Annotated in this window: 21 protein-coding genes and 1 tRNA gene; 14 read left to right on the top strand and 8 right to left on the bottom strand. The window is 67.0% G+C overall.

The window, feature by feature from the left end; all coding sequences use genetic code 11:
• The first annotated feature begins 670 nt into the window (after positions 1-670).
• Together CMO28_RS27635 and CMO28_RS27630 are read left to right on the top strand one after the other, a co-directional pair.
• Positions 671-1,276 carry a hypothetical protein gene (locus CMO28_RS27635; protein ID WP_296720151.1) on the top strand — a complete coding sequence of 202 codons (606 nt, stop codon included), beginning with the start codon at positions 671-673 and terminating at the stop codon, positions 1,274-1,276.
• A 38-nt stretch (positions 1,277-1,314) separates the two neighbouring features.
• Positions 1,315-3,141, top strand: a complete 1,827-nt coding sequence (locus CMO28_RS27630) for a sensor histidine kinase (protein ID WP_062767376.1) — start codon at positions 1,315-1,317, stop codon at positions 3,139-3,141.
• Between the two features lie 12 nt (positions 3,142-3,153).
• Here CMO28_RS27630 and CMO28_RS27625 read toward each other — a convergent pair whose 3' ends face one another.
• Positions 3,154-4,548, bottom strand: coding sequence for a sensor histidine kinase (locus CMO28_RS27625; protein ID WP_296720148.1), 1,395 nt, complete (start codon positions 4,546-4,548; stop codon positions 3,154-3,156).
• Between the two features lie 173 nt (positions 4,549-4,721).
• On the opposite strand from CMO28_RS27625, the gene CMO28_RS27620 reads away from it, so the two are divergent.
• The 7 genes from CMO28_RS27620 to CMO28_RS27590 all read left to right on the top strand — a co-directional run bounded on the left by CMO28_RS27620 (position 4,722) and on the right by CMO28_RS27590 (position 11,473).
• Positions 4,722-4,797, top strand: a tRNA-Ala gene (locus tag CMO28_RS27620).
• 117 nt (positions 4,798-4,914) lie between these two features.
• On the top strand, positions 4,915-5,772 hold the full coding sequence (gene purU / locus CMO28_RS27615; RefSeq protein WP_296720145.1) for a formyltetrahydrofolate deformylase: 858 nt from the start codon (positions 4,915-4,917) through the stop codon (positions 5,770-5,772).
• Positions 5,773-5,958: 186 nt separating this feature from the next.
• A complete protein-coding gene (locus CMO28_RS27610) occupies positions 5,959-6,936 on the top strand; it encodes a TAXI family TRAP transporter solute-binding subunit (RefSeq protein ID WP_322111424.1) in 978 nt (325 codons plus the stop codon).
• Between the two features lie 100 nt (positions 6,937-7,036).
• Positions 7,037-9,169, top strand: a complete 2,133-nt coding sequence (locus CMO28_RS27605) for a TRAP transporter permease (RefSeq protein ID WP_296720140.1) — start codon at positions 7,037-7,039, stop codon at positions 9,167-9,169.
• A complete protein-coding gene (locus CMO28_RS27600; RefSeq protein WP_296720137.1) occupies positions 9,166-9,636 on the top strand; it encodes a DUF1850 domain-containing protein in 471 nt (156 codons plus the stop codon). Before CMO28_RS27605 ends, CMO28_RS27600 begins: the two co-directional genes overlap by 4 nt.
• Positions 9,633-10,934, top strand: a complete 1,302-nt coding sequence (locus CMO28_RS27595) for a DUF2254 domain-containing protein (protein ID WP_296720135.1) — start codon at positions 9,633-9,635, stop codon at positions 10,932-10,934. Before CMO28_RS27600 ends, CMO28_RS27595 begins: the two co-directional genes overlap by 4 nt.
• A gap of 41 nt (positions 10,935-10,975) precedes the next feature.
• The gene (locus CMO28_RS27590; RefSeq protein ID WP_296720132.1) at positions 10,976-11,473 is read left to right on the top strand and encodes a cupin domain-containing protein; all 498 of its coding nucleotides are present in this window, start codon (positions 10,976-10,978) and stop codon (positions 11,471-11,473) included.
• A 15-nt stretch (positions 11,474-11,488) separates the two neighbouring features.
• Here CMO28_RS27590 and CMO28_RS27585 read toward each other — a convergent pair whose 3' ends face one another.
• Positions 11,489-12,235 (bottom strand): SDR family NAD(P)-dependent oxidoreductase, encoded by a 747-nt coding sequence (locus tag CMO28_RS27585; RefSeq protein ID WP_296720131.1) that lies wholly within the window; start codon positions 12,233-12,235, stop codon positions 11,489-11,491.
• A 225-nt stretch (positions 12,236-12,460) separates the two neighbouring features.
• On the opposite strand from CMO28_RS27585, the gene CMO28_RS27580 reads away from it, so the two are divergent.
• A complete protein-coding gene (locus CMO28_RS27580) occupies positions 12,461-13,492 on the top strand; it encodes a diguanylate cyclase (protein WP_296720128.1) in 1,032 nt (343 codons plus the stop codon).
• Positions 13,493-13,595: 103 nt separating this feature from the next.
• Complete coding sequence (locus tag CMO28_RS27575) at positions 13,596-17,111, top strand: PAS domain-containing hybrid sensor histidine kinase/response regulator (protein ID WP_296720125.1); 3,516 nt, start codon at positions 13,596-13,598, stop codon at positions 17,109-17,111.
• Here the strand turns inward: CMO28_RS27575 and CMO28_RS27570 are convergent, their stop codons facing one another.
• The 5 genes from CMO28_RS27570 to CMO28_RS27550 form a co-directional block, all read right to left on the bottom strand.
• The gene (locus tag CMO28_RS27570) at positions 17,112-17,399 is read right to left on the bottom strand and encodes a hypothetical protein (RefSeq protein ID WP_296720124.1); all 288 of its coding nucleotides are present in this window, start codon (positions 17,397-17,399) and stop codon (positions 17,112-17,114) included. It abuts the gene before it with no gap.
• Between the two features lie 25 nt (positions 17,400-17,424).
• Complete coding sequence (locus CMO28_RS27565; RefSeq protein WP_296720121.1) at positions 17,425-18,081, bottom strand: response regulator transcription factor; 657 nt, start codon at positions 18,079-18,081, stop codon at positions 17,425-17,427.
• Between the two features lie 192 nt (positions 18,082-18,273).
• Positions 18,274-19,977 carry an MFS transporter gene (locus CMO28_RS27560; RefSeq protein WP_322111423.1) on the bottom strand — a complete coding sequence of 568 codons (1,704 nt, stop codon included), beginning with the start codon at positions 19,975-19,977 and terminating at the stop codon, positions 18,274-18,276.
• A 323-nt stretch (positions 19,978-20,300) separates the two neighbouring features.
• Positions 20,301-21,248 (bottom strand): hydrolase/carboxylic esterase, encoded by a 948-nt coding sequence (locus CMO28_RS27555; RefSeq protein ID WP_296720116.1) that lies wholly within the window; start codon positions 21,246-21,248, stop codon positions 20,301-20,303.
• A gap of 20 nt (positions 21,249-21,268) precedes the next feature.
• On the bottom strand, positions 21,269-22,501 hold the full coding sequence (locus CMO28_RS27550; RefSeq protein WP_296720113.1) for an ABC transporter substrate-binding protein: 1,233 nt from the start codon (positions 22,499-22,501) through the stop codon (positions 21,269-21,271).
• Positions 22,502-22,716: 215 nt separating this feature from the next.
• Between CMO28_RS27550 and CMO28_RS27545 the strand changes: the two genes are divergently transcribed.
• The 3 genes from CMO28_RS27545 to CMO28_RS27535 all read left to right on the top strand — a co-directional run bounded on the left by CMO28_RS27545 (position 22,717) and on the right by CMO28_RS27535 (position 24,309).
• The gene (locus CMO28_RS27545) at positions 22,717-23,229 is read left to right on the top strand and encodes a MarR family winged helix-turn-helix transcriptional regulator (RefSeq protein WP_296720111.1); all 513 of its coding nucleotides are present in this window, start codon (positions 22,717-22,719) and stop codon (positions 23,227-23,229) included.
• 80 nt (positions 23,230-23,309) lie between these two features.
• Positions 23,310-23,642, top strand: coding sequence for a four-helix bundle copper-binding protein (locus CMO28_RS27540; protein WP_296720108.1), 333 nt, complete (start codon positions 23,310-23,312; stop codon positions 23,640-23,642).
• 220 nt (positions 23,643-23,862) lie between these two features.
• Positions 23,863-24,309, top strand: coding sequence for a hypothetical protein (locus CMO28_RS27535; protein WP_296720106.1), 447 nt, complete (start codon positions 23,863-23,865; stop codon positions 24,307-24,309).
• Between the two features lie 92 nt (positions 24,310-24,401).
• Here CMO28_RS27535 and CMO28_RS27530 read toward each other — a convergent pair.
• Positions 24,402-24,609, bottom strand: a 208-nt coding sequence (locus tag CMO28_RS27530; RefSeq protein ID WP_296720104.1) for a hypothetical protein, incomplete at its 5' end; no start/stop codon positions are given.

Genomic DNA, 24,609 nt, shown 5'->3' with positions numbered 1-24,609 from the left:
GATGCCAAGGCGCTCATCGGTCAGTCGTTCTTAAAGTCCTAAGATCGACGACCGCCGCCCTCGCATCCCTTCCGATCCGTTTCACAATGTCAAAGATCCGAACGAAGCGTTCCCGCCTCGCGGCACCCTCAGGCGCCTGCCCCTCTTAAGGGCCTGCCTCGTTTAAGAGGCTGTATTCTCTGGCTTTTCAGCCCCGCCCGGCGCCGCGTCGTCCGCGGTGCCCGTCGGTGTGGGGCGGTTTTTACCCCCGCCGTCCGGCTGCGTCAACTGCTTTTTTCGAAGCGTTTTCGGCGGCTGTTCCGGCGTGTCGTTCAGCGCATTTCTGCGTGGCGACAATTTCCGAGGCTACAGAAGTCGGCCGGGTCTGGCAAGCAGTTTTTGCGGCATCATGCCTTCTGCTCTCCGCCCCCTGAGGTGTGAGGCGGATATGGTGCGCATCTTCGCCGTCGTCGAGTCCCCCGCCATCGAAATCGGCAGCGTTCATCGGCCTGCGATATTCCGCCGCGGCCCGGACCGGACACCTTTCGCTAACCTTCATTTAAGCTTTGGCCGCTAGCCTGTAGGGCAACGACAAGGCCTGCGCCGCGCCCGTCATGCGCAACGCGTGGCAATAATACGGTTCCCAGGGTCGCCCTGATAAACGCCCCATTCAGCAGAAGGCAGCCGACGGATGGCCCGACCCAACCGCCCGTTCACCGCAAAGACCATCAGGCTGACGGCCCTCGTCGTGGGTGTCACCCTGTTCAGCCCTGCGCTGCTGCCGGGCACGCTGCCCTTCGCCGGTCTCACCCCGGTTGCCGGCGCTGCCCGCGCTGCGGAAGGCTCGTCACTGGCCGCCCCCACGGGCAAGGTCATTCTCGACGTCTCCGGCAGCATCGCCGTGACCAACACCCCAGAAGGCTCCGCCGCCTTCGATCGCGCCATGCTTGCCGCCATGCCGCGCTCCGCCATCGAGACGACCACCCCCTGGACGGAAGGCGCGCAACGCTTCGAAGGGGTATTGCTGGCCGATCTGGTGGCGCGCCTCGGGGCCACCGGCACCAGGATCACGGCCCGGGCCCTGAACGACTATTCCTATACGTTCGATCTGGCCGACGCGATGTCGCGGGGCGCCCTCATCGCCGACCTCACCAACGGCAAACAGATGTCGGTGCGTGAGCGCGGCCCGCTCTGGATCGTCTTTCCGCTCGACGACATGAAGGGCATGACCGAGGTGGAGCGGCACGAGATGCAGTCGCGCATGGTCTGGCAGCTCAAGCAGATCACCTTCAACTGACCCGACTTCCAGTCTCCCCAACCGGATCGGCCACCGGCATGCGACGCCTTCTCACCTCGAAACGCCTGGCAGGCGCGCTCGGCGCGGTGATCGTGATCCTGGTCGCGACCATCGGCTGGACCGTGGCCCAGCTGGTGTCCGAAACCCGGCTGAGGGCGACGGAGCGGAGCGAGCGCGACTGGGCCGTGGTGCAGCTGGAATTCGAAACACTGCGCATGGCCGACGCCTATACTCATTACCGCTTCGAGCGCAGCCAGGATGCGCTCGACGAGCTGTTGCTGCGCGCCGACATCGTCGAGAGCCGGCTCAGCCTGTTCCGCGAGGGCATCGTCGCCGACGCGCTGGCCGGACGTCCGGACATCAAGGATCTGGTCTTCACCATCCGCATCACCCTTCTGGATGTGGGCATCGTCGAGACCTCGGACGATGCCGAGGCCATCGCAGCACTCGGGCGCAGCATCGAAGCCCTGCGGGCGAAGGCCTACGACGCCTCGGTGGCACTTCTGCTCGACAGCAATCGCAGCCTTGCAGCACTCGAGGTGCGCCTCAGATCGCTCTGGTACTGGATCGCCCTGCCGCTTACCGCCCTGATCCTGGTCGGCGGCTTTCTGGTCGTGCTGCTGACCGGGGCCGTGAGGCGGGAAAGCCAGCGTCGCGAAGAGGCCACCCGCGCCCGCCGCGAGGCCCTGGCCGCCGAACAGATGCTGTCGAATGCGATGAGCGCGATGTCCGACGGCCTGCTGATCGCCACGGCCGACGGCCGGATCGTCACCGCCAACCGCCGGGTCGACGAACTGATGCCCGCAACCATCAGCCGGCCCTTTGCCGGCCGCCGCATCCGTGCCCTGCGCGACCAGTTGTTTGCTGAAGCGGTGATGGACATCCGGACCAGCGCAGCCGGATCCGGGGCCGAGATCGACCCGCTTGATCCGCAGCCTCTGGACCGCGATCACGAACTGCATCTGGCCGGTGACCACTGGCTGCGGATCAGCCGCCGCGCCACCGCCGATGGCGGCATGGTCTTCGTGATGTCCGACATCACGCCGCTGAAGCGGCGCGAGCGCGACCTTGCAACCGCCATGCATGCCGCCGAGGCGGCCAGCCGCGCCAAGACCGAATTCCTGGCCAATATGAGCCATGAGTTCAAGACGCCGCTCAACGCCGTCATCGGTTTCACCGACATGGTCATGCAGGGGGCGGCAGGCCCGCTGAACGATCGGCAGCGCGAATATCTGGGCCATGTCCGCGACGGCGGCAACCGTCTGCTGTCGCTGATCGACGACATCCTGGAAATGGTGCGGGCCGATCGCGACGGGCTGAAGGCGGCACCGCTGGACCTGGACCGGCTGGTCGCAGGGGCAGTTACCGACGCCGAACGCGCCGCCCGCGAGGCCGATGTCACGCTGGCCCGGCTGGAGCTGGATGTGCCGGTGCATGGCGCGATCCGCGGCGACCGGCGCCTGCTGCGCCGGGCGATCGATGCACTGCTGTCGAATGCGATCAAATTCACGCCGCCCGGCGGTCATATCACCGTCAGCCTGCGCAACACCACCCTGCCCCATCCGGAGGGCAGCCCGATCGCCGGGATCGAAGTGAGCATCGCGGATACCGGGATCGGCATCGCCGCCGAACAGATCGAACGGGTGCAGCAGCCCTTCGTGCAGATCGACAGCAGCCTGGCCCGCCGTTACGAAGGGGCCGGGCTTGGCCTGCCGCTCGCCCGGCGTTTCGTCGAGGCTCATGACGGGCAGTTGAGCCTGAATTCGGCCCCGGGGCTCGGCACCGAAGCCCGGATCTGGCTGCCGCTCTCCAGTGCCGAACCCGAGGCGGCACCGGCAACGCGACTGCGCGCCGCCTCGCGCTGACGACCGCTTCGCTCAGTCCTCGTCCCGCCCGCCCTCTGCGGGCAGTGGCAGCAGGATCACCGCCTGGGTCCCCTCCCCCGGCTCGCTGAACAGGTTCAGCCGCCCGCCATGAGCCTCGACCAGCCGGCGGGCCAGCGGCAGCCCCAGCCCTGTCCCTTCGAAGCGGCGCGAGAAGCCGGCATCGAGCTGAACGAAGGGCTCGAAAGCCCGCTCGATCTCGCCGGGGGGCATGCCGATGCCATCATCCGCGATCTCGATCCGTATCCACCCGGCCCCTCCCTCCTCCTGGCCGGCATCCACCGTCCGCCGGGCCGTGATCGTCACCCAGCCACCCGGTTCGGTGAACTTGATGGCATTGGAGAGCAGGTTGACGATCACCTGACGGATGCGGACTTCATCGACCACGGCCGGCAAGGCCGGCGGGTCGACGTCGAGCGACAGGGTCAGCCCGCCCTGATCGGCCTTGGGCTGCAACATGCGCACGGTGGAGCGCAGCAGCCGGGCCAGATCCAGCGGCCGGGGATCGAGCGGCAGGGCCGCCGCCTCGGCCCGGCTCAGATCCAGAATGTCGTTGATGACGCTCAGCAGATGGGTGGCGCTGTCGCGGATATCGCCCATGTATTCGCGCTGCCGGTCCGACACCGGGCCCGCATAGCCCATCAGCAGCATGTCGGTAAAGCCGATCACGGCGTTCAGCGGCGTGCGAAGTTCGTGGCTGACATTGGCCAGAAAATCCGTCTTCACCTTGTTGGCCCGCTCCGCCGCATCACGGGCCGCGGCGAGCGCCGCTTCGCGCGCCTTGATCGCGGTCACGTCGGAATAGAGCGAGAGCAGCCCGCCGTCATGGGTGGGGCTTTCCCGGACCATCAACCAGCGGCCGTCCGCCATACGCATCTCGAACCGCCCGCGTCCGCGGGCCCGCATCTCGCGCCGGCGCCGCCCCCAGGCCTCCGCCGTCTCGCCCATCGTATCAATGATGCCGCGCTCCAGCACGTCGCGCATCAAGGTATCGAAGGACATGCCCGGCCGAAGTTCCGGCGCCCCGGGCCCCATGATCTCCTGATAGCGGATATTGCTGATCAGATAGCGGTCGTCCGGCCCGCAGAGCAGCAGGGCATCGGTCATGGAATTCAGGGCGTCGAGCAGGCGCGCCTCGCTTGTGCGGCGAACCCGTTCCGCCGCCTCGGCGCGGGCCAGATGGCGCCGGGCGATGGACCGTTCGCGCCGGACCAGCATGGCCAGGACCACGATCATGGCGCCGAGGCCGAACAACATGGCGGCAACCGCCCCCGGGCCGGGCGTGATCAAGCCGCTGCCCACGGCAAGCGCCACGGCGGCGGCCGCGATCCCGAGCGCGATCAATCCGCGGGTGAGGCCTCCGGCGGATTCCTTGTCCCACTGCTCCACGGGCGATCCCTCATTCTGCTGCGGCGGTCCTGCTTGTTGTCATTCGTGACCATCCGCCCTCAACTCCACCCGGTCAGGGCCGCGGGGTCAAGCAGCGAGCGCGGCCGCATCATCAGCGCTTGCAACGCGCCGCCACAGGCAGTACAAACCGCGTCGACCGCATACGGAATCCCGGGGCCGTAGCTCAGCTGGGAGAGCACCTGCTTTGCAAGCAGGGGGTCAGGGGTTCGATCCCCCTCGGCTCCACCAATTCCGTTGCATCAGAACGTCTCAGCAGGGGCCGACCGCACACGCGGCCGGCCTTTTTCTTGTCTGCCCCCCACCGCCTGTGCCCCACGCCGTCCCCGAACGGAGCCCGACCACGCCATGCCCGTGCCCAGCCCCACCCACGTCCTGACCATCACCTGCCCCGACATCGTGGGCCTTGTGGCGGCCGTGTCCGGCTTCCTGTCCGGGGAAGGCGTGTTCATCAACGAGAGCGCCCAGTATGGCGACCCGGAAACCCAGACCTTCTTCATGCGGGTGGTGCTGTCGGTTCCGGGCGATGGCGATGGTGCGCTGGGGGTGCGCTTCGCCGAGGTCGCACGCCGGTTCTCCATGCGCTGGACGCTGCACGATCTGCGCCGCCGGCCGCGTGTGCTGATCTGCGTGACCAAGGCGGGCCACTGCCTGAACGACCTGCTGCACCGCTGGCACAGCGGCCTGCTGCCGATCGAGGTGGCCGGCGTGATGGGCAATCACGACAGCCTGCGCCATCTGGCCGACTGGCACAACGTGCCCTTCCACCACCTGCCGGTGACCGCCGCGACCAAGGCGGAGCAGGAACGCGCCCTGCTCGACCTGATCCGCACGCTAGATGTCGAACTGGTGGTGCTGGCCCGCTACATGCAGATCCTGAGCCCGACGCTCTGCCAGGCGCTGTCCGGCCGCTGCATCAACATCCATCACAGCTTCCTGCCGGGCTTCAAGGGCGCCCGTCCCTATCATCAGGCCCATGCCCGCGGCGTGAAGCTGATCGGCGCCACCGCCCATTACGTGACCACGGATCTGGACGAGGGCCCGATCATCGAACAGGCGGTGGAACGGGTCGATCATACCCACACCGCCGAAGAGCTGGTGACCATCGGCCGCGACATCGAAACCGTGGTTCTGGCCCGGGCCGTGCAGTGGCACGTGGAGCGGCGGGTGCTGATCAATCACAGCAAGACGGTGGTCTTCCGCTGAGCCGCCACGCTCTGCGATACCACTGCCCCGACGACACATGCAGCTTTTGCTTGCCGCAGGTCACCCCCACACGGCTAAACTGGCAGAACCAACGGCCGGTCCCGCAGAGGTCGGGACGCTCCGCCTGGGGAGGCGGAGGGCCGGATGAATGCCGGAAACAGCGGCAATACGGGGGTAACGACATCCATGATTTCTCTGGGCAAGCGCGCCGGCGCACGACAGCTGGCGGGGCTGGCAATGGCCGCCGCGATCACCATTGCGGCACCGGTGGCGGCCAAGGCCGAACAGTTCGTCAACGTGCTCACCGGCGGTACCAGCGGCGTGTACTACCCGCTGGGCGTGGCACTCTCGAAGATCTACGCCGACAACATTCCGGATGCCCGCACCTCGGTGCAGTCCACCAAGGCATCGGTCGAAAACCTGAACCTGCTTCAGGCCGGCCGCGGCGAGATCGGGTTCGCGCTGGGTGATTCGGTCGGCCTCGCCTGGGCGGGCGACACCGAAGCCGGCTTCAAGGGCAAGCTCGACAAGCTGCGCGCCATCGCCGCCATCTATCCCAACTATGTTCAGATCGTGGCCAGCCAGGAAAGCGGCATCAAGACGCTCGCCGATCTGAAGGGCAAGCGCATCTCGGTCGGCGTGCCGCGCTCGGGCACCGAGCTGAATGCCCGCGCCATTCTGGGGGCGGCCGGTCTCAGCTATGACGATCTGGGCAAGGTGGAATACCTGCCCTTCGGCGAATCGGTCGAGCTGATGAAGAACCGTCAGATCGATGCCACCCTGCAGTCGGCCGGCCTGGGTGTCGCCTCGATCCGCGACCTCGCCACCAGCGTGCCGATCACCATCGTGGCGGTGCCCGCCGATGTGGTGGAGAAGATCGGCGATGCCGCCTATCAGGCGACCGAAATCCCGGCCGGGACCTATGACGGCCAGACCGATGCGGTGCCGGCGGTGGCCATCCGCAACATCCTGGTGACCCATGCCGAGGTGCCGGATGCGCTGGCCCACGAGATGGCGAAGCAGATGTTCACCCATCTCGACACCATGGTCGCGGCCCATGCCGCCGCCAAGGCGATCTCGCTGGATGGCGCGACCAAGGGTCTGCCCATCCCGCTCCACCCGGGTGCCGAGGCCTATTATCGCGAGGCCGGCGTCCTGAAGTGACGGAACCCGAGGCGGCCGGCCGGCGAATCATGCATGCCAAAGCATGCAGTTCCCGGCCGGCTTCCCGTGTCGACACGCCTGTCTCGGGACATCCACGCACATGACCGCATCGACCGTCCGGCCCGCCGACGAGGCCCGGCATCAGGGCCATGACCACCTCCAGGACCACAGCTTCGAGGCGGGGCCGATGCATGCGCCCCTGCCCGACCGGACCCAGGGCCTCGGCCGGGCCATCTTTCTGGTCGCCGTGATCTTTTCGGCCTTCCAGATCTACACCGCCGCCTATACGCCGCTGTCGAGCCTGGTGGTCCGCTCGATCCATGTCGGCTTCCTGCTGCTGCTGGGCTTCATGATCACCGCCGCGCACCGGCCGAAAGGCTCGGCAATGCGCTGGATCGATCTTGGCCTCGGCATCGCCGGCTTCGCGCTCGGCCTCTATCACTGGATCTTCGAGACCGACATCCTGCTGCGCGCCGGCGATCCGTCGATGACCGACATCGTGCTGGGCTGCGCGATGGTCCTGCTGGTCTTCGAAGCCGCCCGCCGGGCGATGGGCATCGCGCTGCCGATCATCTGCGCGCTGTTCCTGTCCTATGCGATCTTCGGGCATCTGCTGCCCTCGCCGCTCAATCATCGCGGCTACGGTTTCGATCAGGTGGTCGACCAGATGTTCCTCGGCACCGAGGGCATCTTCGGCATCCCGATCCTGGTCTCGTCGACCTATATTTTCCTGTTCATCCTGTTCGGCGCCTTCCTGGAACGCGCCGGCATGATCATGCTGTTCTCGGACGTCGCCATGGGCACGGTCGGCGGCGCCCGCGGCGGCCCGGCCAAGGTGGCGGTGGTCTCCTCCGCGCTGATGGGCACGATCAACGGCTCGGGCGTCGCCAATGTGGTGACCACCGGCCAGTTTACCATCCCGCTGATGAAGCGGTTCGGCTATCGCCCCGCCTTTGCCGGCGCGGTGGAGGCGACGTCGAGCATGGGCGGCCAGATCATGCCGCCGGTGATGGGCGCGGTCGCCTTCATCATGGCCGAGACGCTGAACGTCCCCTATATCGACGTGGTCGAAGCGGCGCTGATCCCGGCCCTGCTCTATTTCACCACCGTGCTCTGGATGGTGCATCTGGAAGCCGGCCGCCTGAACCTCTCCGGCCTGCCGCGCGCGGAACTGCCGGATCCGCTGGCGGCGGTGAAGGCGCGCTGGCACCTGATCATCCCGCTGGCCATCCTGGTCTACCTGCTCTTCGCCGGCTACACCCCGTTGTTTGCGGGCACGGTGGGGCTGGCGCTGACCGCGGTGCTGATCCTGGGCGCGCCGATCTCGGGCCTGCTGCCGGCCATGCCGCTCCGCATCCTGTTCTGGGTGGCGATCGGCCTTGCCACCGCCGGCTTCTTCCACTGGGGCATCGACGTCATCGCGGTGGTGATCCTGGCGCTGGTGGTGGTCTGCCTGGCGATCAAGGGGCTCCGCTCCACGGTCGACATGATGGTCCAGGCCCTGGCCGACGGCGCCCGCAATGCCCTGGGCGTCGGCATCGCCTGCGCGCTGGTCGGCACGATCATCGGCGTGATGACCCTGACCGGCCTCGCCACCAACTTCGCCCGGGTGATCATCGAAGTCGGCGATCAGAGCCTGTTCCTGTCGCTGGTGCTGACCATGCTCACCTGCCTGGTGCTGGGCATGGGCATTCCGACCATCCCCAACTACATCATCACCTCGTCGCTGGTGGGGCCGGCACTGCTGGAACTGGGCGTGCCGCTGATCGTCAGCCACATGTTCGTGTTCTATTTCGGCATCATGGCCGATCTGACGCCACCGGTGGCGCTGGCGGCGTTCGCGGCCTCGCCCATTGCCAAGGCCAGCGGGCTGAAGATCGGCGTGAACTGTCTGCGCATCGCCATCGCCGGTTTCGTGGTGCCGTTCATGGCGGTCTACACCCCGGCGCTGATGCTTCAGGATGGCGGTCCGATGGCCCAGGCGATCGGCTACTGGCCGGCGGTCGGCTATATCGTGCTCAAGGCGGTGATCTCGATGGGGCTGTGGGGGGCCGCCAGCATCGGCTTCCTGGCCGGGCCGCTTGCCTGGTGGGAACGGCTGCTCGCCGCCGTCGCCGCCTTCATGCTGGTTGCGGCCCTGCCGGTCACCGATGAACTGGGTCTCGCCCTCGCCGCCCTGGTCGTCGGCCAGCATCTGCTGCGCCGCCGCATGGCGCGGCGTGCTGCATCATGACCACCGCTGCCGCCCTCGGCCTGTGCATCGCACTGGCCGCGGGCGGCCCGCCGCTCACCCGTCTGCCGGCCGATCCCGATGCCGCGCTCGATCGCTTCACCCTCGCCTGGACCCATTCGGTGGAGCGCATCCGCTGGCGCGAGGACTGGATCATCGGCCGGGACGGCCGCCTGCATGCCGGAGAGGCTGCCATAGAGGGCAGCGGCGCCGGCATGGAACCGCCCGATGATGCCCGGCTGATCGACGGCCACTGGGTCTACACCCCGCATCTGCCGCCGCAGGATGCGCTGACGCTCGCCAATTCCACCATGACCGGGCCGCACGAGATCTGCATCGCCGGCAGCTGCCGCAGCCTGTTCGATCTGGCACCCGCCGCACGCGACCGGCCGGTGCGCCTGTTCCCATGTCCGGGCGATGCGCTATCATCGGGCAGCACGACAGCACCGGAGGCGGGAACCGCAAGATGATGGAGGGTCTGCGCCAGCGGATCTGGACACGGCTGCGCCAGACGCTGTGGTTCCAGCCGGCCCTGGCCTCGGCACTTGCGGGCTTCTGGGTGGTGCTTGCCATCATCGGCGGGCCGCTGCTGTCGGGCATGGACGATCTGCCGATTCCCGACAAGGACACCATCGTCGAACTGCTGAAGATGGGCGGCGGCAGCCTGCTCACCATCGCCACCGTCACGCTGTCGGTGCTGATGGTGGTGCTGAACGCCGCCGCCGGCCAGGCCTCACCCAGGGCCCTGCCGGGGCTGATGTCCGACCGCATGACCCATCGGGCGCTGGCCGCCTTCATCGGCGGCTTCGTCTATGCGGTGACGGGCGTGGTGGTTCTGGGTCTCGGCCGCGACGGCGACGGTGCGCGGCTGCTGATCGGCGCGGGCGGGCTGCTCACGCTCTGCCTCGCCCTCTACCGCATGGTGCTCTGGTTCCACCACATCGCCGACCTGCTGAAGCTGTCGAGCATGATCGATCGCATCTTCCGCACCGGCGACCAGGCGATCGAAACCTATCGGGCATCCCCCGCCTACGGCCTGCGCCTCAGGCCCGCGGCCATGCCGGCGCTGAGCGGGCCAGGTCTGGTGCCGCTCTATCCGCGCCTGACCGGCCATCTGCGTCTGATCGACGTTGCCCGTCTGGCCGGCACGGCCGAGGCGCACCGGCTGTCGGTCATCATCTGCCACAGGCCGGGCACCGCCATGCACCCGCAGAAGCCGATGGCGATGATCCGCACCCATGACGGCCGCCCGATCGACGATGCCCTTCGCGACATCCTGATCGGCTGTTTCGACATCGGCCGCGACCGCACCGAAGAACAGGACCCCCTGCTCTGCCTGGAACTGCTGTGCGAAACCGCCTGTCGGGCGCTGTCGCCCGGCATCAACGATCCGGAGACGGCCATCATCTGCCTGGACCGGCTGGAATCCCTGCTGACCGGGCTGGTCGCCCGGCCCGCCGATGCCGATGCCCCCGCCGATACCGAAAGGCTGGGGCCCGGTGCGGCCCATGTGGTGCTGCCGCCGCTGCCGCTGGATCTGGTTCTCGATCGGGCCCTGATGCGCATCGCCCGTTGCGGCGCCGATGCTGTCGAGGTTTCCTGTCATCTGCTGCAGGTGCTGGAGGCGATCGTGCGCAATGCGCAGAACGAGGCAGATGCCGATGTCGCCCGCGCCGCCGCGATCAGGGCCCATGCCCATGCGGCGGCGGCCCTTGCCACCGTCCACGATCGGGACCGGGCAGATACGGCCCTTGCCGCCATCCCGTGATCCCGACGCCGTTTCCCCTCGCCTCACGAAAGGCAGCACGAATGAGCGCCCCCCACGATCATGATCACGGCCCGAATCACGGCTCTGGCGACGACTGGCGCCATACCGGCGTGCAGGTGATCGCCGGCGATCAGCTGGACCCGAACACCGCCCAGACGCCGGGCATGTCGCGCGCCACCGCCATCAACAATGCCCGCACCGGTGCCAACAAGATCTGGGCCGGCACCGTCACCATCCAGCCCGACGCCAAGACCGGCGCCCATCATCACGGCGCGTTGGAAAGCGTGATCTATGTCGTCCGCGGCCGCGCCCGCATGCGCTGGGGCGACCGGCTGCAGTTCACCGCCGAGGCGGGGCCCGGCGACTTCATCTATGTGCCGCCCTATGTGCCCCACCAGGAAATCAACGCCGCGGCCGACGAGCCGCTGGAATGCGTGCTCGTGCGCTCGGACCAGGAGCCGGTGGTGGTCAATCTCGACATCGAGCCGGTGGAAAAGCCGGAAGCGGTGAAGTGGATCGATCCCATCCACCGCAGCTGACCAACCAAAGCCTTGTCAGACCGCCGACCAGCCGCCATCGACCAGATGGGCGCTGCCGGTGACGAAGCCGGCCTCGTCGGACAGCAGGAAGCAGGCGAGCGCCGCCACTTCCTCCGGCGTGCCCAGCCGGCCGATCGGATGCTGCCTGACCAGATGCCGGCGCGCCTCGGGCTCGACATGGGCGATCAACGGCGTGTCGATGAAGCCGGGGCAGACCGCGTTCACCCGCACGCCCTGCGCCGAATATTCGACTGCCGCCGTCTTGGTCAGCCCGATCACCCCATGCTTGGCGGCGACATAGGCGGCCGATCCGGCAAAGCCGTTCAGCCCCAGGATCGAGGCCATGTTGACGATGGCCCCGCCGCCGGCCGCCAGCATGGCCGGGATCTCGGCATGCATGGCATAGAAGACCCCGTTCAGGTTGACGTCGATCACCCGGCGCCAGCCGGCGATGCTGTAGTCCCCGACCGGTCCTTCGGCCCCGCCGATGCCGGCATTGTTGACCGCGAGATGCAGGCCGCCGAAGCGGGTCACGACATCGGCGACCAGACCTGCCACCGCATCGGGGTCGGCCACGTCGACGGCAAAGGCGGCCGCCTCGACATCGGCATCGCGCAACTCCGCTGCCAGGGCTTCGGCCGCATCCGCCTTCAGGTCGGCAAGCGCGACCCGGGCGCCGCCCGCGCCAAGCCGGCGGGCAATGGCGGCACCGATGCCGGATCCGGCGCCGGTAACGAGGGCGATGCGGCCGTCGAAACTCATGGATGGTCTCCTCTGAGGCATGCGGCCGGAATGGCATCGGCCCGCATGAACGGATCTTTCACCGCAGCCGTGTTAGGCTTCGTTTGTTACGGTGTCTGTGGAGGATGATGACCGTGGTGAAACGGGTCAACCCCGACGCGGAAGACCGACCTGGCGTCCAGGCGATGCGGCTGCGCGAACTCCATCGCGTGCTGGTGACGGCGCATGCCGCGCCGGACATCGCCTATGCCGACTTCATCGATACCGGCCGGCGCATTCTGGGCCTACATCGCCGCCCCGGTCTGGGTGAAAGAGCGGATCTATGGCACGCTCGCCTTCATGGACGCGCGACCCCGGCCCGAGGGATTCGGCAGCGGCGAGGTCGAATTCCTCGAGATGATGGCAACCGCACTCGGCCGGGTCGTCGAGCGGGACCTTGCGGAACGGGACCGGCTGCTGGCCGAGAAGCGGCTGGATACGGCGGCACGGCTGTTCGGCACCGCCTTCGATCAGGCGCCGATCGGCATGGCCCTGGTCGCCCCGGATGGTCGCTTTCTCAAGGTCAACCGCGCCTTGTGCCGGATCTGCGGATATGACGAGACCGAGCTGCTGGCGATCGATTTCCAGCAGATCACGGACCCCGATCATCTCCAGTCCGATCTGGCCCTGTTGCGGGCTGTCCTGCGCGGCGAGCGCACCGACTATCGGATCGAGAAGCGCCATATCCGCAAGAATGGCCGCCAGACCGAAGTGGAGCAGGCCAATCACCGGCTGGAGCGGCTGGCCGCCACCGATCCGCTGACCGGTCTCGCCAACCGGCGCGCCTTTATGGCGCAGTTCGAAAACGCGCTCGATCGTCACGCGGCCACCGGCCGGTCGCTGTGTCTGCTGCTGATCGACATCGATCATTTCAAGGCCTTCAACGATCGCTTCGGCCATCCGGCGGGGGATGCCGCCCTGTCGCGGGTCGCCGCCGCGATGACCGGAAGCCTGGGCGAGAACGGCATCGTCGCCCGTCATGGCGGCGAGGAGTTTGCCGTTCTGCTGCCCGAGACCGACCCCGAGGCCGGATACGCGCTGGCGGAACGGCTGCGTTGCGACATCGCCCGATTGCGGGATCTGCCGGCGCCGGTCACGATCAGTATCGGGCTCGGTCCCTGCCCGCCCGGCTCGGGCCGGGACGACATCGCCCGCGCCGAGCTGATCGCCCTGGCCGATCGTGCGCTTTATGCCGCCAAGGCCGCCGGCCGCAACCGGGTGGTGACCGCAAGGCGGTAGCAGGCTTGATCGCGGACAGCGGTCGCGGGACACTGCCCCATAAACCCGGACGTCAGATGCCGGACCGGATATGTGAGGGGGAGGAGGCCGCCCGCGGCGGATCATGGACAGCTGGCTCGTGCTCGCCCTGTCGCTGGGCTATCTCGCCGTCCTGTTCGCCATCGCCTGGCAGGGCGATCGGGTGGCGGAGCGCCGCGGCGGCACGGCCGCACGTCGCGCGCCCCTGCTCTACGCCCTCAGCCTTGCGGTCTACTGCACCTCGTGGACCTTCTATGGCGCCATCGGCCGCGCGGCCACCGGCGGCTTCGATTTCCTGTCGATCTATGTCGGCCCGATCCTGATGATCGGTCTCGGCTGGCCGGTCCTCGCCAAGATGGTACGGGTGGCCAAGGCCGAGAACGTCGTGTCGATTTCCGATTTCATCTCGGCGCGTTACGGCAAAAGCCGGGTGCTGGCGGCGCTGGTCACCGCGATCGCGGTGGTCGTGGTGCTGCCCTATTTCGCCCTGCAGCTCAAGGCGATCACCATCAGTTTCGAGGCCCTGGCCGGCAACCCCTTCGCCGGCACGGTCATGCCCGACCTGCCCGGGCGGACCACCCTGCTGGTCACCGTGATCATGGCCGCCTTCGCCATTCTCTTCGGCGTGCGCACCATCCATGCCAACGAGCATCACCCCGGGCTGATGAGCGCGATTTCGGCCGAATCCCTGGTCAAGCTGGCCGCCGCCCTGATCGTCGGCGCCGCGATCACCGTGGTGGTGGCGGGCGGGCCGGTCTCTCTGGTCGGCACCGCGCTTGCCGACCCGGCGCTCGCCCATATGCTGGAACCGCGGCTCGGGCTCAGCTGGTGGGCGATGACCCTTCTGTCGGGCTTCGCCATCCTCTGCCTGCCGCGCCAGTTTCATGTCGCGGTTGTGGAGAATCCCCATGTCGGCGACATCCGCACCGCGGCCTGGCTGTTCCCGGCCTATCTGATCGCGATCAACCTGTTCGTGGTGCCGGTCGCCATGGCCGGCCTGCTGCTCTTCGCCGGCGCCGACATGAATGCCGACACCTTCCTGGTGACCGTGCCGCTGGCGATGGGAGAGCCGGGCCTCGCCCTGCTCGCCTTCATCGGCGGGCTGTCGGCCGCCACCGGCATGATCGTGGTCGGCGCGGTCGCCCTCAGCACCATGGTCTGCAACGATCTGATCGTGCCGGCGCTGATGGCGCTGCGCCCCGGCTCCCGCCGGCTCAGGGACAACCCCACCCGCATGCTGCTTCTGGCCCGCCGGCTGGCGGTGATCGGCATCCTGGCGCTCGCCTATATCAACTACCTGCTGCTCGGCAGCACCTTCCCGCTGGTCACCTTCGGCCTGGTGTCTTTTGCCGGCGTCGCGCAATTCGCGCCGCCCCTGCTGCTCGGCCTGTTCTTCCGCCAGGTCACCAAGGCCGGCGCCATCGCCGGTCTGGTCGCAGGCTTCGCCGCCTGGGTCGCCACCGTGCTGTTGCCGTCCTTCGCCGAGGCCGGTGTGGTCGCCGGCAGCCTGCTGCACGATCTTCTGTTGCGGCCCGGCTGGATCAGCATCGACGACATCACCAGCGTGCATGATCTGGACGTGCTCTCGGGCGGGGCGCTGGCCAGCCTGGCGCTCAATCTCGTGGTGCTGCTGGCGGTGTCGCGGTTCACCCGCCAGTCAGATCTGGAGGCGCGGCAGGCGGAACGTTTCGTCTCCATGCGCCACGAGCTGGGCGAACGGCGGGTGCATCCGCGCGGCGCGACCCTGGCCGATCTGCACGAACTGGCCGCACGCTATGTCGGCCGCACCCGCGCCGACGCCGCCTTTGCCGACCTCGCCCAGGCCCGCAACCCTCATACCGACGGCTTCGACGCCGCGCCGCCGCTGCGCATCGACCAGGAAGCGGTGCAGGCGACCGAATGGCTGCTGGCCGGCGCCATCGGCTCGGCCTCGGCCCGGGTGGTGGTGGCCAGCCTGCTCGCAGACCGACGTCTGTCCCGTTCCGATGCCCGCAGCATCATCGACGAGGCCTCGCGCGCCATTCTGGATCAGCACACCCTGCTGCGCTCGACCATCGAGAATGTCGGCAAGGGCATCTGCGCCTTCGATCGCGACTTCCGGATCCTGGTCTGGAACCGGCGCTTCCTCGACATGCTCGACGTGCCGGAAAGCCTGATCACCGTCGGCACGCCCTTGTCCGACATCGTCGACCATCTCCATGCCCGTGGCGAGTTCAGCCATGACCGCGAGATCGTCACCCTGCTGCGCCGGTCCGACCCGGATCTGCGCGGCCGGCCCGACATGTATCAGCGGATCCGCCCCGACGGCACGGTGCTGGAGGTTACCTCCAACCCGCTGCCCGATGGCGGTTTCGTCGCCGTTTTCAACGATGTGACCGAGCGTCACCGCGCGGCCGAAGCGCTGCGCGAAGCCAATGAGGGGCTGGAGCGCGGCATCGCCGAACGCACCGCCGATCTTGCCGATGCCAAGGCCGAGGCCGACCGGGCCAACCGTGCCAAGACCCGCCTGCTGGCGGCGGTCAGCCACGATCTGCTGCAGCCCCTGCACGCCGCCCGGCTGTTCATTTCCGCCGCCCGCGACCGCAGCAACGACCCGCTGGTCGGCCAGGCCGATGCGGCGCTCCGCTCGGTCGAACAACTGCTGGGCGACCTGCTCGACATCACCCGGCTCGACACCGGCGTGGTCAAGCCCAGCCGCGGCGCGGTGGTGGTCGACGAGGTGCTGCGGCCGCTGATGGGCGAAATGGCGGTGGTCGCCGCCCGCCACGGGCTGAAACTGGTGCACGTGCCCTGCTCGGTGACCGTCGAAACCGATGCCGTGCTGCTGCGCCGGATTTTGCAGAACCTGATCGGCAATGCGCTGCGCTATACCCGCAGTGGCCGGGTTCTGGTCGGTTGCCGGCGGCTGGGCGACCGGCTGCGGATCGAGGTCCACGACACCGGCCCCGGGATCCCGGCCGAAAAACAGGCCGAGATCTTCCAGGAATTCCGCCAGCTCGATGGCGGGCCGGGGGACCGCGACAAGGGGCTGGGGCTGGGCCTGTCGATCGTCGAGCGGCTGGCGGCGATCCTCGGCCACCGGGTCGGGCTCCGCTCCACCCCCGGCCGCGGCAGCTGCTTCTCTGTAGAGCTGCCGGTGAGCGAAAGCCGCGCCCTGGCGCGGCGCGTGGCACCAGAGACCCGCGGCGGCGGCTTCGACGGTACGCTGGTGCTGTGCATCGAAAACGAGCCCGCGATCGCGGAAGCCATGACCGCCCTGCTCGGCGGCTGGTCCTGCGAGGTGGTCTGGGGCACCACGGCCGAGGCGGCGCTCTCGGCCCTCGGCGACCGCCGCCCCGACATCGTGCTGACCGATTATCACCTCGATCACGGCCTGAGCGGGCTCGACGTGCTCGCCGGCCTGCGCACCCGTTTCGGCGCCACCCTCCCCGCCGCCGTCATCACCGCCGACCGCAGCGACACCGTCCGGCGTGCGGCCGAGGCGGCCGACTGCCGCATCGCCTACAAGCCGCTGCGCCCGGGCGCACTCAGGGCGCTGATCGCGCATATGGTTGCGAAGGGAAGAAGCCGGGCCGCCGATCCGGATGCAGCGGCGGAATGATCAAGCGGAAAAGAACCCACCACCCCCATTTCTGGCATAATAGAATGCCTCTGGGCCGCTATAGAGATCCGGATCCAGACTTACCCTTATATATCCCTTATCTGCAATGACATGAACATATTCTTTATCAGAACATATCCGCGAGAGTCTCCAACCAATGATATTGGCGAGCGAAACGCCGCCCATAATTTCATAGGGATTACATAGATTGAGACGGGATATGTCCGTCACAATCTGGACGTAGTCCTCCACCCATTCGATGGCGACAACGATTTCATCGATATCCATTCCTGCGCCTGCATGTACCGATTGTTCAACCGCTGGCGGTCTCGGCCTCTGCCGCCGCATGCAGCGCCAGCCGGCCGGCCAGGATGGCGGCCTGGGTGCGGCTCACCACGCCCAGGCGGCGCAGGATCACCGTCACATGGGCCTTCACCGTGGTCTCGACCACGCCCATTTCATAGGCGATCTGCTTGTTGAGCTTGCCTTCGGCAATGCCGGCCAGCACGCGCAGCTGCTGGGGGGTCAGGCCGGCGATGCGGTCGGCGACGTCGACATCCTCGGCCGTGTCGGCCTCGTCGGTGTCCGGCTGCCAGATCTGGCCCTCGATCACCGCACGGATCGCGGCACCCAGCCGGTCGACCGGCGCCGATTTCGGCACGAAGCCCGAGGCGCCGTACTGCATCGCCCGGCGGATGGTGGCCGCATCCTCCATCGCCGAGACCACGATCACCGGAATTGCCGGATGTTCGTTGCGCAGCAGCACAAGGCCGATCAGCCCGTTCATACCCGGCATGTGCAGGTCCAGCAGCACGCAGTCGATGCCGTCATCCCGGGCCAGCACCGTTTCGACTCCCGAAAATTCCGAAGCCTGGATGGTCTCCGCCCCGGGCAGGCTGTCGGCCACCGCCTGGCAGAGTGCCGCCCGCATCAGCGGATGATCGTCGGCGATCAGGATCCGATACGACATGTCCCGCCCTCCCCTCGGGTCCCGGGCATCCGGCTGCGTTGGCCGTACCCTTATGAGGCAGGATCATGCGCAAGTTTCTGTCCGACGCAAGGCCGGTCTGCATATGAATTGAAACGGACAGCCGAAGCTGCCCGTTCCATGATACCCCATTCGCGGGTGCAGCACGCACCCTTGGGCTGTATGTTGCGTCGCTCAATCGTGCTGGTAGATGTCCACAGACTTCGTGTCCCGGACGAAGAGCACGCCGATCACCAGGGTCGCCGCCGCGATCACGATCGGGTACCAGAGGCCCGAATAGATGTCGCCGGTGGCGGCCACGATGGCGAAGCTGGTGGTGGGCAGGAAGCCGCCGAACCAGCCATTGCCGATGTGATAGGGCAGCGACATCGAGGTATAGCGGATCCGGGTCGGGAACATCTCGACCAGCATCGCCGCGATCGGGCCATAGACCATGGTCACGTAGATGACCAGCACGGTCAGCAGCACGATCAGCATCACATGGTTGACCCGGGCCGGATCGGCCTTGGCGGGGTAGCCGGCCGCGGTCATGGCATCGCCAAGCGCCTTGTTGAAGGCGGCGCCGGCGGACTGCGGGTCGACCGGGGCGGCGTGGCTGCCGCCGCCATGCAGGTTGACCTCGGTCTTGCCCCCGGCGCCCGATGCATCGTAGCTGTCGATCACCACATCGCCGACGCGGATCTGGGCGATGGTGCCGGCGGGGGCGGCCTCGTTGCTATAGGGCGCGCCCTTCTTCACCAGGGCCGACTTGGCGATGTCGCAGCTGCTGGTGAATTTGGACGTGCCGACCGGGTTGAACTGGAAGTTGCAGGTCTCGGGATCGGCATAGACCACGATCGGTGCGCTGGCCACGGCCTGTTCCAGCGCCGGGTTGCCGTAATGGGTCAGGCCCTTGAAGATCGGGAAATAGGTCACGATCGCCAGCGCCAGGCCGACCATGATGATCGGCTTACGGCCAATGCGGTCCGACAGGCTGCCGAAGATCACGAAGAAGGGCGTGCCGAGCAGCAGAGCGGCCGCGATCATCAGGTTGGCGTCCTGGGGATCGATCTTCAGGGTCTGCTGCAGGAAGAACAGGGCATAGAACTGGCCGGTGTACCAGACCACCGCCTGACCGGCGACCAGGCCGAACAGCGCCAGCAGGACGATCTTGAGGTTCTTCCAGTTGCCGAAGGCCTCGGTCAGCGGCGCCTTCGAATGCTTGCCCTCTTCCTTCATCTTCTGGAAGACCGGGCTTTCGTTCAGCATCATCCGGATCCAGACCGACACGCCGAGCAGCACGATCGAGATCACGAAAGGAATGCGCCAGCCCCAGCTTTCGAAGGCCTCGGCCGACATCGACACGCGGCAGCCCAGAATGACCAGCAGCGACAGGAACAGGCCCAGCGTCGCCGTGGTCTGAATCCAGGCGGTATAGGCACCGCGGCGGCCATTCGGGGCATGTTCGGCGACATAGGTCGCCGCACCGCCGTATTCGCCGCCCAGCGCCAGGCCCTGCAGCAGGCGCAGGATGATCAGGATCACCGGTGCGGCGATGCCGATGGTGGCGTAATTCGGCAGGATGCCCACGATGAAGGTCGAGGCGCCCATGATCAGGATGGTGACGAGGAAGGTGTATTTGCGGCCGATCATGTCGCCCAGGCGGCCGAAGACCAGCGCACCGAAGGGACGCACGGCGAAGCCGGCGGCGAAGGCGAGCAGCGCGAAGATGTAGGCCGCCGTCTCGTTCACGCCCGAAAAGAACTGTTTGGCGATGATCGCGGCGAGCGAGCCATAGAGATAGAAATCGTACCACTCGAACACGGTCCCCAGCGAGGAGGCGAAGATAACCTTCTTCTCCTTGCTGGTCATGGGTGCGGCCTTGCCCGTATCCGCCATGGATATGTTGGCCATATATCCTCCCTGCAACGTGGCGTTGCTCAGACGTTTTCTACGTTGGAAGACGCTGCCTGACGCCGATCCTGAAGCAGGGCCGTTCCCGCGGACCCGGATGCTTCGATCTTCCCCATCGCCCGTCAGGCCGGTCGATGATGGAACGATGCGCCGCGCGGCCGAAGGACGCAGCCCCGACCTTGGTCGGGGTGAGATCTGATACAGGTCCTTGAAATGAAAGAAGAATTTTTGTGCGCCGCAACATATCGTCGCATCGCAGCGCACAAATTCCTGCCGGGGCATTCACCCGGAGATTGCGCCGCCTGGTCTCAGGCGATGATCCAGCCGATCAGCAGATCGGCGAGCGCATCGGAATTGTCATCCATCATCGGCATGTGCGAATTGCCGCGGATGCCCATGGCCGGCAGGTCCATCAGGCTCGCCTCCACCCCGGCCGCCCTCAATTGATCCACATGGCTGCGGGTGGTGGCAGCCAGATCCGACCAGAACGGCGTCTCGTCGACGAAATCGCCCAGCATCAGCAAGCGCCGCTGCGGCCGGCCGTCGGGGCCCAGGGGCGACCAGTCTTGGGGCAGCACCGGCATCCCCGAGGGCTCGATGCCGATGCAGCCGCGGACGAGATCCGGTCTGGCCGCCGCCGCGGCATGGGTGAACCAGCCGCCTTGGCTGTGCCCGACCAGGATGCAGGGGCCGACGGTCTCGATGACCGCGATCAACGCTGCCAGGGCCTGCGGTGCCGTCGACAGCCAGCGCGGCACATGGTTGCGGCAAAGATCATCGAAGCCCGTCATCGGGAAACGCTGCCCCGGAAAGGGGCGCCGCGCCGCCATGTCCGCCGCAGGCCCCAGCCGGTAAAGCGTCCAGGCCTGTTCGTCGGTGCGCATGATCGCACGGCCGGCCCAGTGCCCCTCCACCGCACACCACCCGGCGCGGCCGCGCTCCACCCCGTCGACGACATGGGTGGTGAACCCCGCCTGAACGAAACGGGTCAACCAGCCGGGCCGACCGTCGGGCGTCGTCTCCCACATCGATCCGGTCAGCGCGCCGCCGTGGACCAGCACCAGCGGCAGCGCACCGGGCCGGGCGTTGCGGGGCACGAAACTCTGGACATAGGCCTGATCGGCGAAGACCGCGCCATTGGGGTCGTGCACGAAATCGGGCGTGTCGGCCGAGAAATTGATCCGCTCGGGTGCTGCATCCCGGGTGACGACCCGCCCGCCGCCGCAGCGAAAGCTGCGGAAGCAGGCGAGATCCATCTCGTGGCCTCGGGCCTCGGTCACTTCGCCACCAGCGGGCAGGTGCTTTCCGACAGCGGCCAGACCAGCTGGTCGCCGGGAATGGTCGCCACGATGTCGAGATAGTCCCAGGGCCCCTTGGATTCGGCCGGCGCCTTCACCCGGGCCAGATACATGTCGCGCACCACCCGGCCATCTTCGCGCAGCCGGGCATTGCGGCTGTAGGGATCGTCGATCGGCAGCGCACGCATCTTGGCCGAAACCGCATCGGCATCGGTGCCGCCCACGGCATCCACCGCCTTCAGATAGTGCAGCACCTCGCCATAAACGCCGGCCTGAAGCATGCCGGGCATGGCGCCCACCCGCTCCATATAACGTTTCGACAGCGCCCGCGCGCGATCGTCGACATCCCAGTAGGACGGCGTGGTGAGATAGGTGCCCTGCGCCGCCTGCAGACCCAGCCCGTGGATATCCGACAGCATCAGGATCAGGGCCGCCAGCTTCTGGCCGCCCGCGACCAGGCCGAATTCGCCGGCCTGTTTGATGGTGTTGATCGTATCGCCGCCGGCATTGGCGATGCCCACCACCTTCGCCCCCGAGGCCTGGGCCTGCAGCAGGTAGGACGAGAAATCGGGCGTGGCCAGCGGATGAAACACCTCGCCCACCACCTGGCCGCCGGCGCCGGTGACAACGGCGGCTGCATCGCGGGCGAGCTGATGGCCGAAGGCGTAATCCGAGGCGATCATGAACCAGCTGTCGCCGCCGGCCTTCACCACCGCGCCGGCCGTGCCCTTCGACAGGGCATAGGTGTCGTAGGTCCAGTGCACGCCATAGGGCGAGCAGGACTTGCCGGTCAGCGCCGGGGTGCCGGCGCCCGAGAACAGCACCATTTTTTTCTTTTCGCGGGCGATTTCCTGCACCGCCAGCGCCACGGCCGAATTGGGCACGTCGACGATCACGTCGACGCCGGCCTGATCGAACCATTCACGCGCGATCGACGAGCCGAGATCGGTCTTGTGCTGATGGTCGGCCGAGATCACCTCGACCGGGCGGCCGGCAACCTTGCCGCCCATGTCTTCGACCGCCAGCCGCGCCGCCTCGACCGAGCCCTTGCCGGTCGCATCGGCGGTAACACCGCCGAGGTCGGTCAGCACGCCGATCCGGATCGGCTTCATCTCATCCGCCGCGGCCTGCCCGGCCACGGCCGTCAGTCCCGCCACCACGGCCAGGACCACCGCCAGGCGGCCGCCGGCCGCCTTGCTCTTGTTCCGCATCTGGTTTCCTCCCGCTCCGGCGCCATGGCGCCGCGGGCTTCAGGGCGCAGAGGCCCGGCCCGTTCTTGTGTGCTCGGCTTGTGTGGTCGGGCATCTCGCGCCGGGTCGCCGATCTGCTATCGTGCGGAGCGCTGATGCCATGGGGAGCATAATCCTCCCATATGGGACGAATTGTAAACCCCCGCCAGACCAGGCTGCCACCAGGAGGCCCGCCCTTGCCCCGTCCGTCGAAGACCCCCGCCGACATGGAGGAGACGGTTCCCCTCGTCCGCGATCTGAAACTCTTCGGCCTGTTCGACACCGTGCCGATCCGCCAGGCCTATCGCCTGGCTTTCCTGACCAATTTCTACCGGGCACCGCTGCTGCGCCGGATCGAGCAGGAACACGGGCTGACCCGTCCGGAATGGACGATCCTGATCTGTCTCAGCCACCAGGACGGGCTGAACCCACGCGACATCTGCGATTTCACCGAACAGCCGCGCAACAATGTCAGCCGCGGCGCCGCCCTGCTGGAAGCCAAGGGCCTGATCACCCGTGGCCCCGATCCGGACGATGCCCGCCGGGCGCTCCTCCACCTGACCGAGAGCGGCCGCGCCCTCTATGCCCGGCTGATGCCGCTGTTCCAGGCCCGCGAGGCCGAAATGCTGGCAGTGTTGAGCCCCGAGGAGCGCGCCCAGCTCGACCATCTGCTGACCCGGCTGACGGCGGAGCTGCCGGTCTGGCGGTGATCCGGTCGCGGTGATCCCGGAACACAGGGCCGTGCCACAGGTTGCTCCTTGCGAACCGCAACCTGCAACGGAGCACGCCGATGACCCGGATCACGCCTGAGATGCAGCGCTGCATCGATGCCTGTCCCGCCTGCTACCAGTCCTGCCTGGGCACGGCGATGGGCCATTGCCTGGAAAGCGGCGGCCGCCACACTGAACCGGAACATTTCCGCCTGATGATGGCCTGCGCGGAAATCTGCCGCACCTCGGCCCATTTCATGCTGACCGGCACCCGCCACCACCGCCATGTCTGCCGCGAATGCGCCGAGATCTGCCAGGAATGCGCCCGCAGCTGCAACGACCTGGACGGCATGGAGGTCTGCGCCGCAGCCTGCCGCCATTGCGCCGAGCGGTGTCTGGCGATGGCGGCGTGAGGATCACGCCATCTCGCCAGGTGAGATCAATATCGTTCAGAGATGAAGAAGGCCCGGGCGGTTTCTGCTGTCCGGGTTTTTCAACGGATCGCAATGGGTTTTACCCTACTTATAATTGAATATTGTTGCATTAATAAAGCCAATAAGCCCCCCGCCCATTAAGGAGGAGGTGCTCTTCCGCCCCGTCCTTCATCCTCAATCCATTGATCAGGAATGATCCATGACCCATCACACTCGTTCTCTGGACCTGCAGGCCGACTATATTGGCGATTTCGAGGTCAACATCGCCAAGCGAATCCATACCTATCTTCCTCTTGGTCCTGTGGAAGTCCATGCTGGCTATGACGCATCTGACAGGCGCCTGCATGGTGTCGTGAAGGACGGATACGGCCTCTTCATGGATGGTGAGAAACCAGCAAGCCTGCCCTTCCCCATCCGAGTACTTGCAAACCGGCACCTCACGACATTGGTCCGCCGAGGCCGCCGGGGAGCGCGTTGTGGGCCGCCTGCGTACATCGTCGACGCTCAGATCGTCCGTTCAGAGACGGCAGATCCGAAGCAACTCGAAGCCGAAGGCTTTCCGCTCCACATGCTGCCGGCCTATCTGCTGCGTCTGGAATTGGGCCACGTCATGCCCTGGGCAACAGAAAATCAGCCCGGCGTCTGAAAGTCACGGCGACATCAGAAAGGGCGGCTCCTACGGGGAACCGCCCTCCGGTGCAGCAAGCACGACCATCTCTGTCAGTGCAATGATATTGATCAGGGTTTTTCGTTTTGATCCGAACGGTGCGATTCTTTTCCCCGAATGAACGCACTGACCACACCCGCTACACCCAACCCTGCGATCGCGATCGCAACCTCGCCACGTCCTATATAGGCACAGAAGCAGGCTGCGATCAGAACGAAGGTCAGAACGCCAGCGCCCAACCACATACCGAGATTGCTGTATCGCACCTCGGCATGAAGG

This window comes from Tistrella sp., assembly GCF_002684955.1.
Classification (GTDB): Bacteria; Pseudomonadota; Alphaproteobacteria; order Tistrellales; family Tistrellaceae; genus Tistrella; species Tistrella mobilis.
This window is presented reverse-complemented; position numbering and strand designations above follow the sequence as displayed.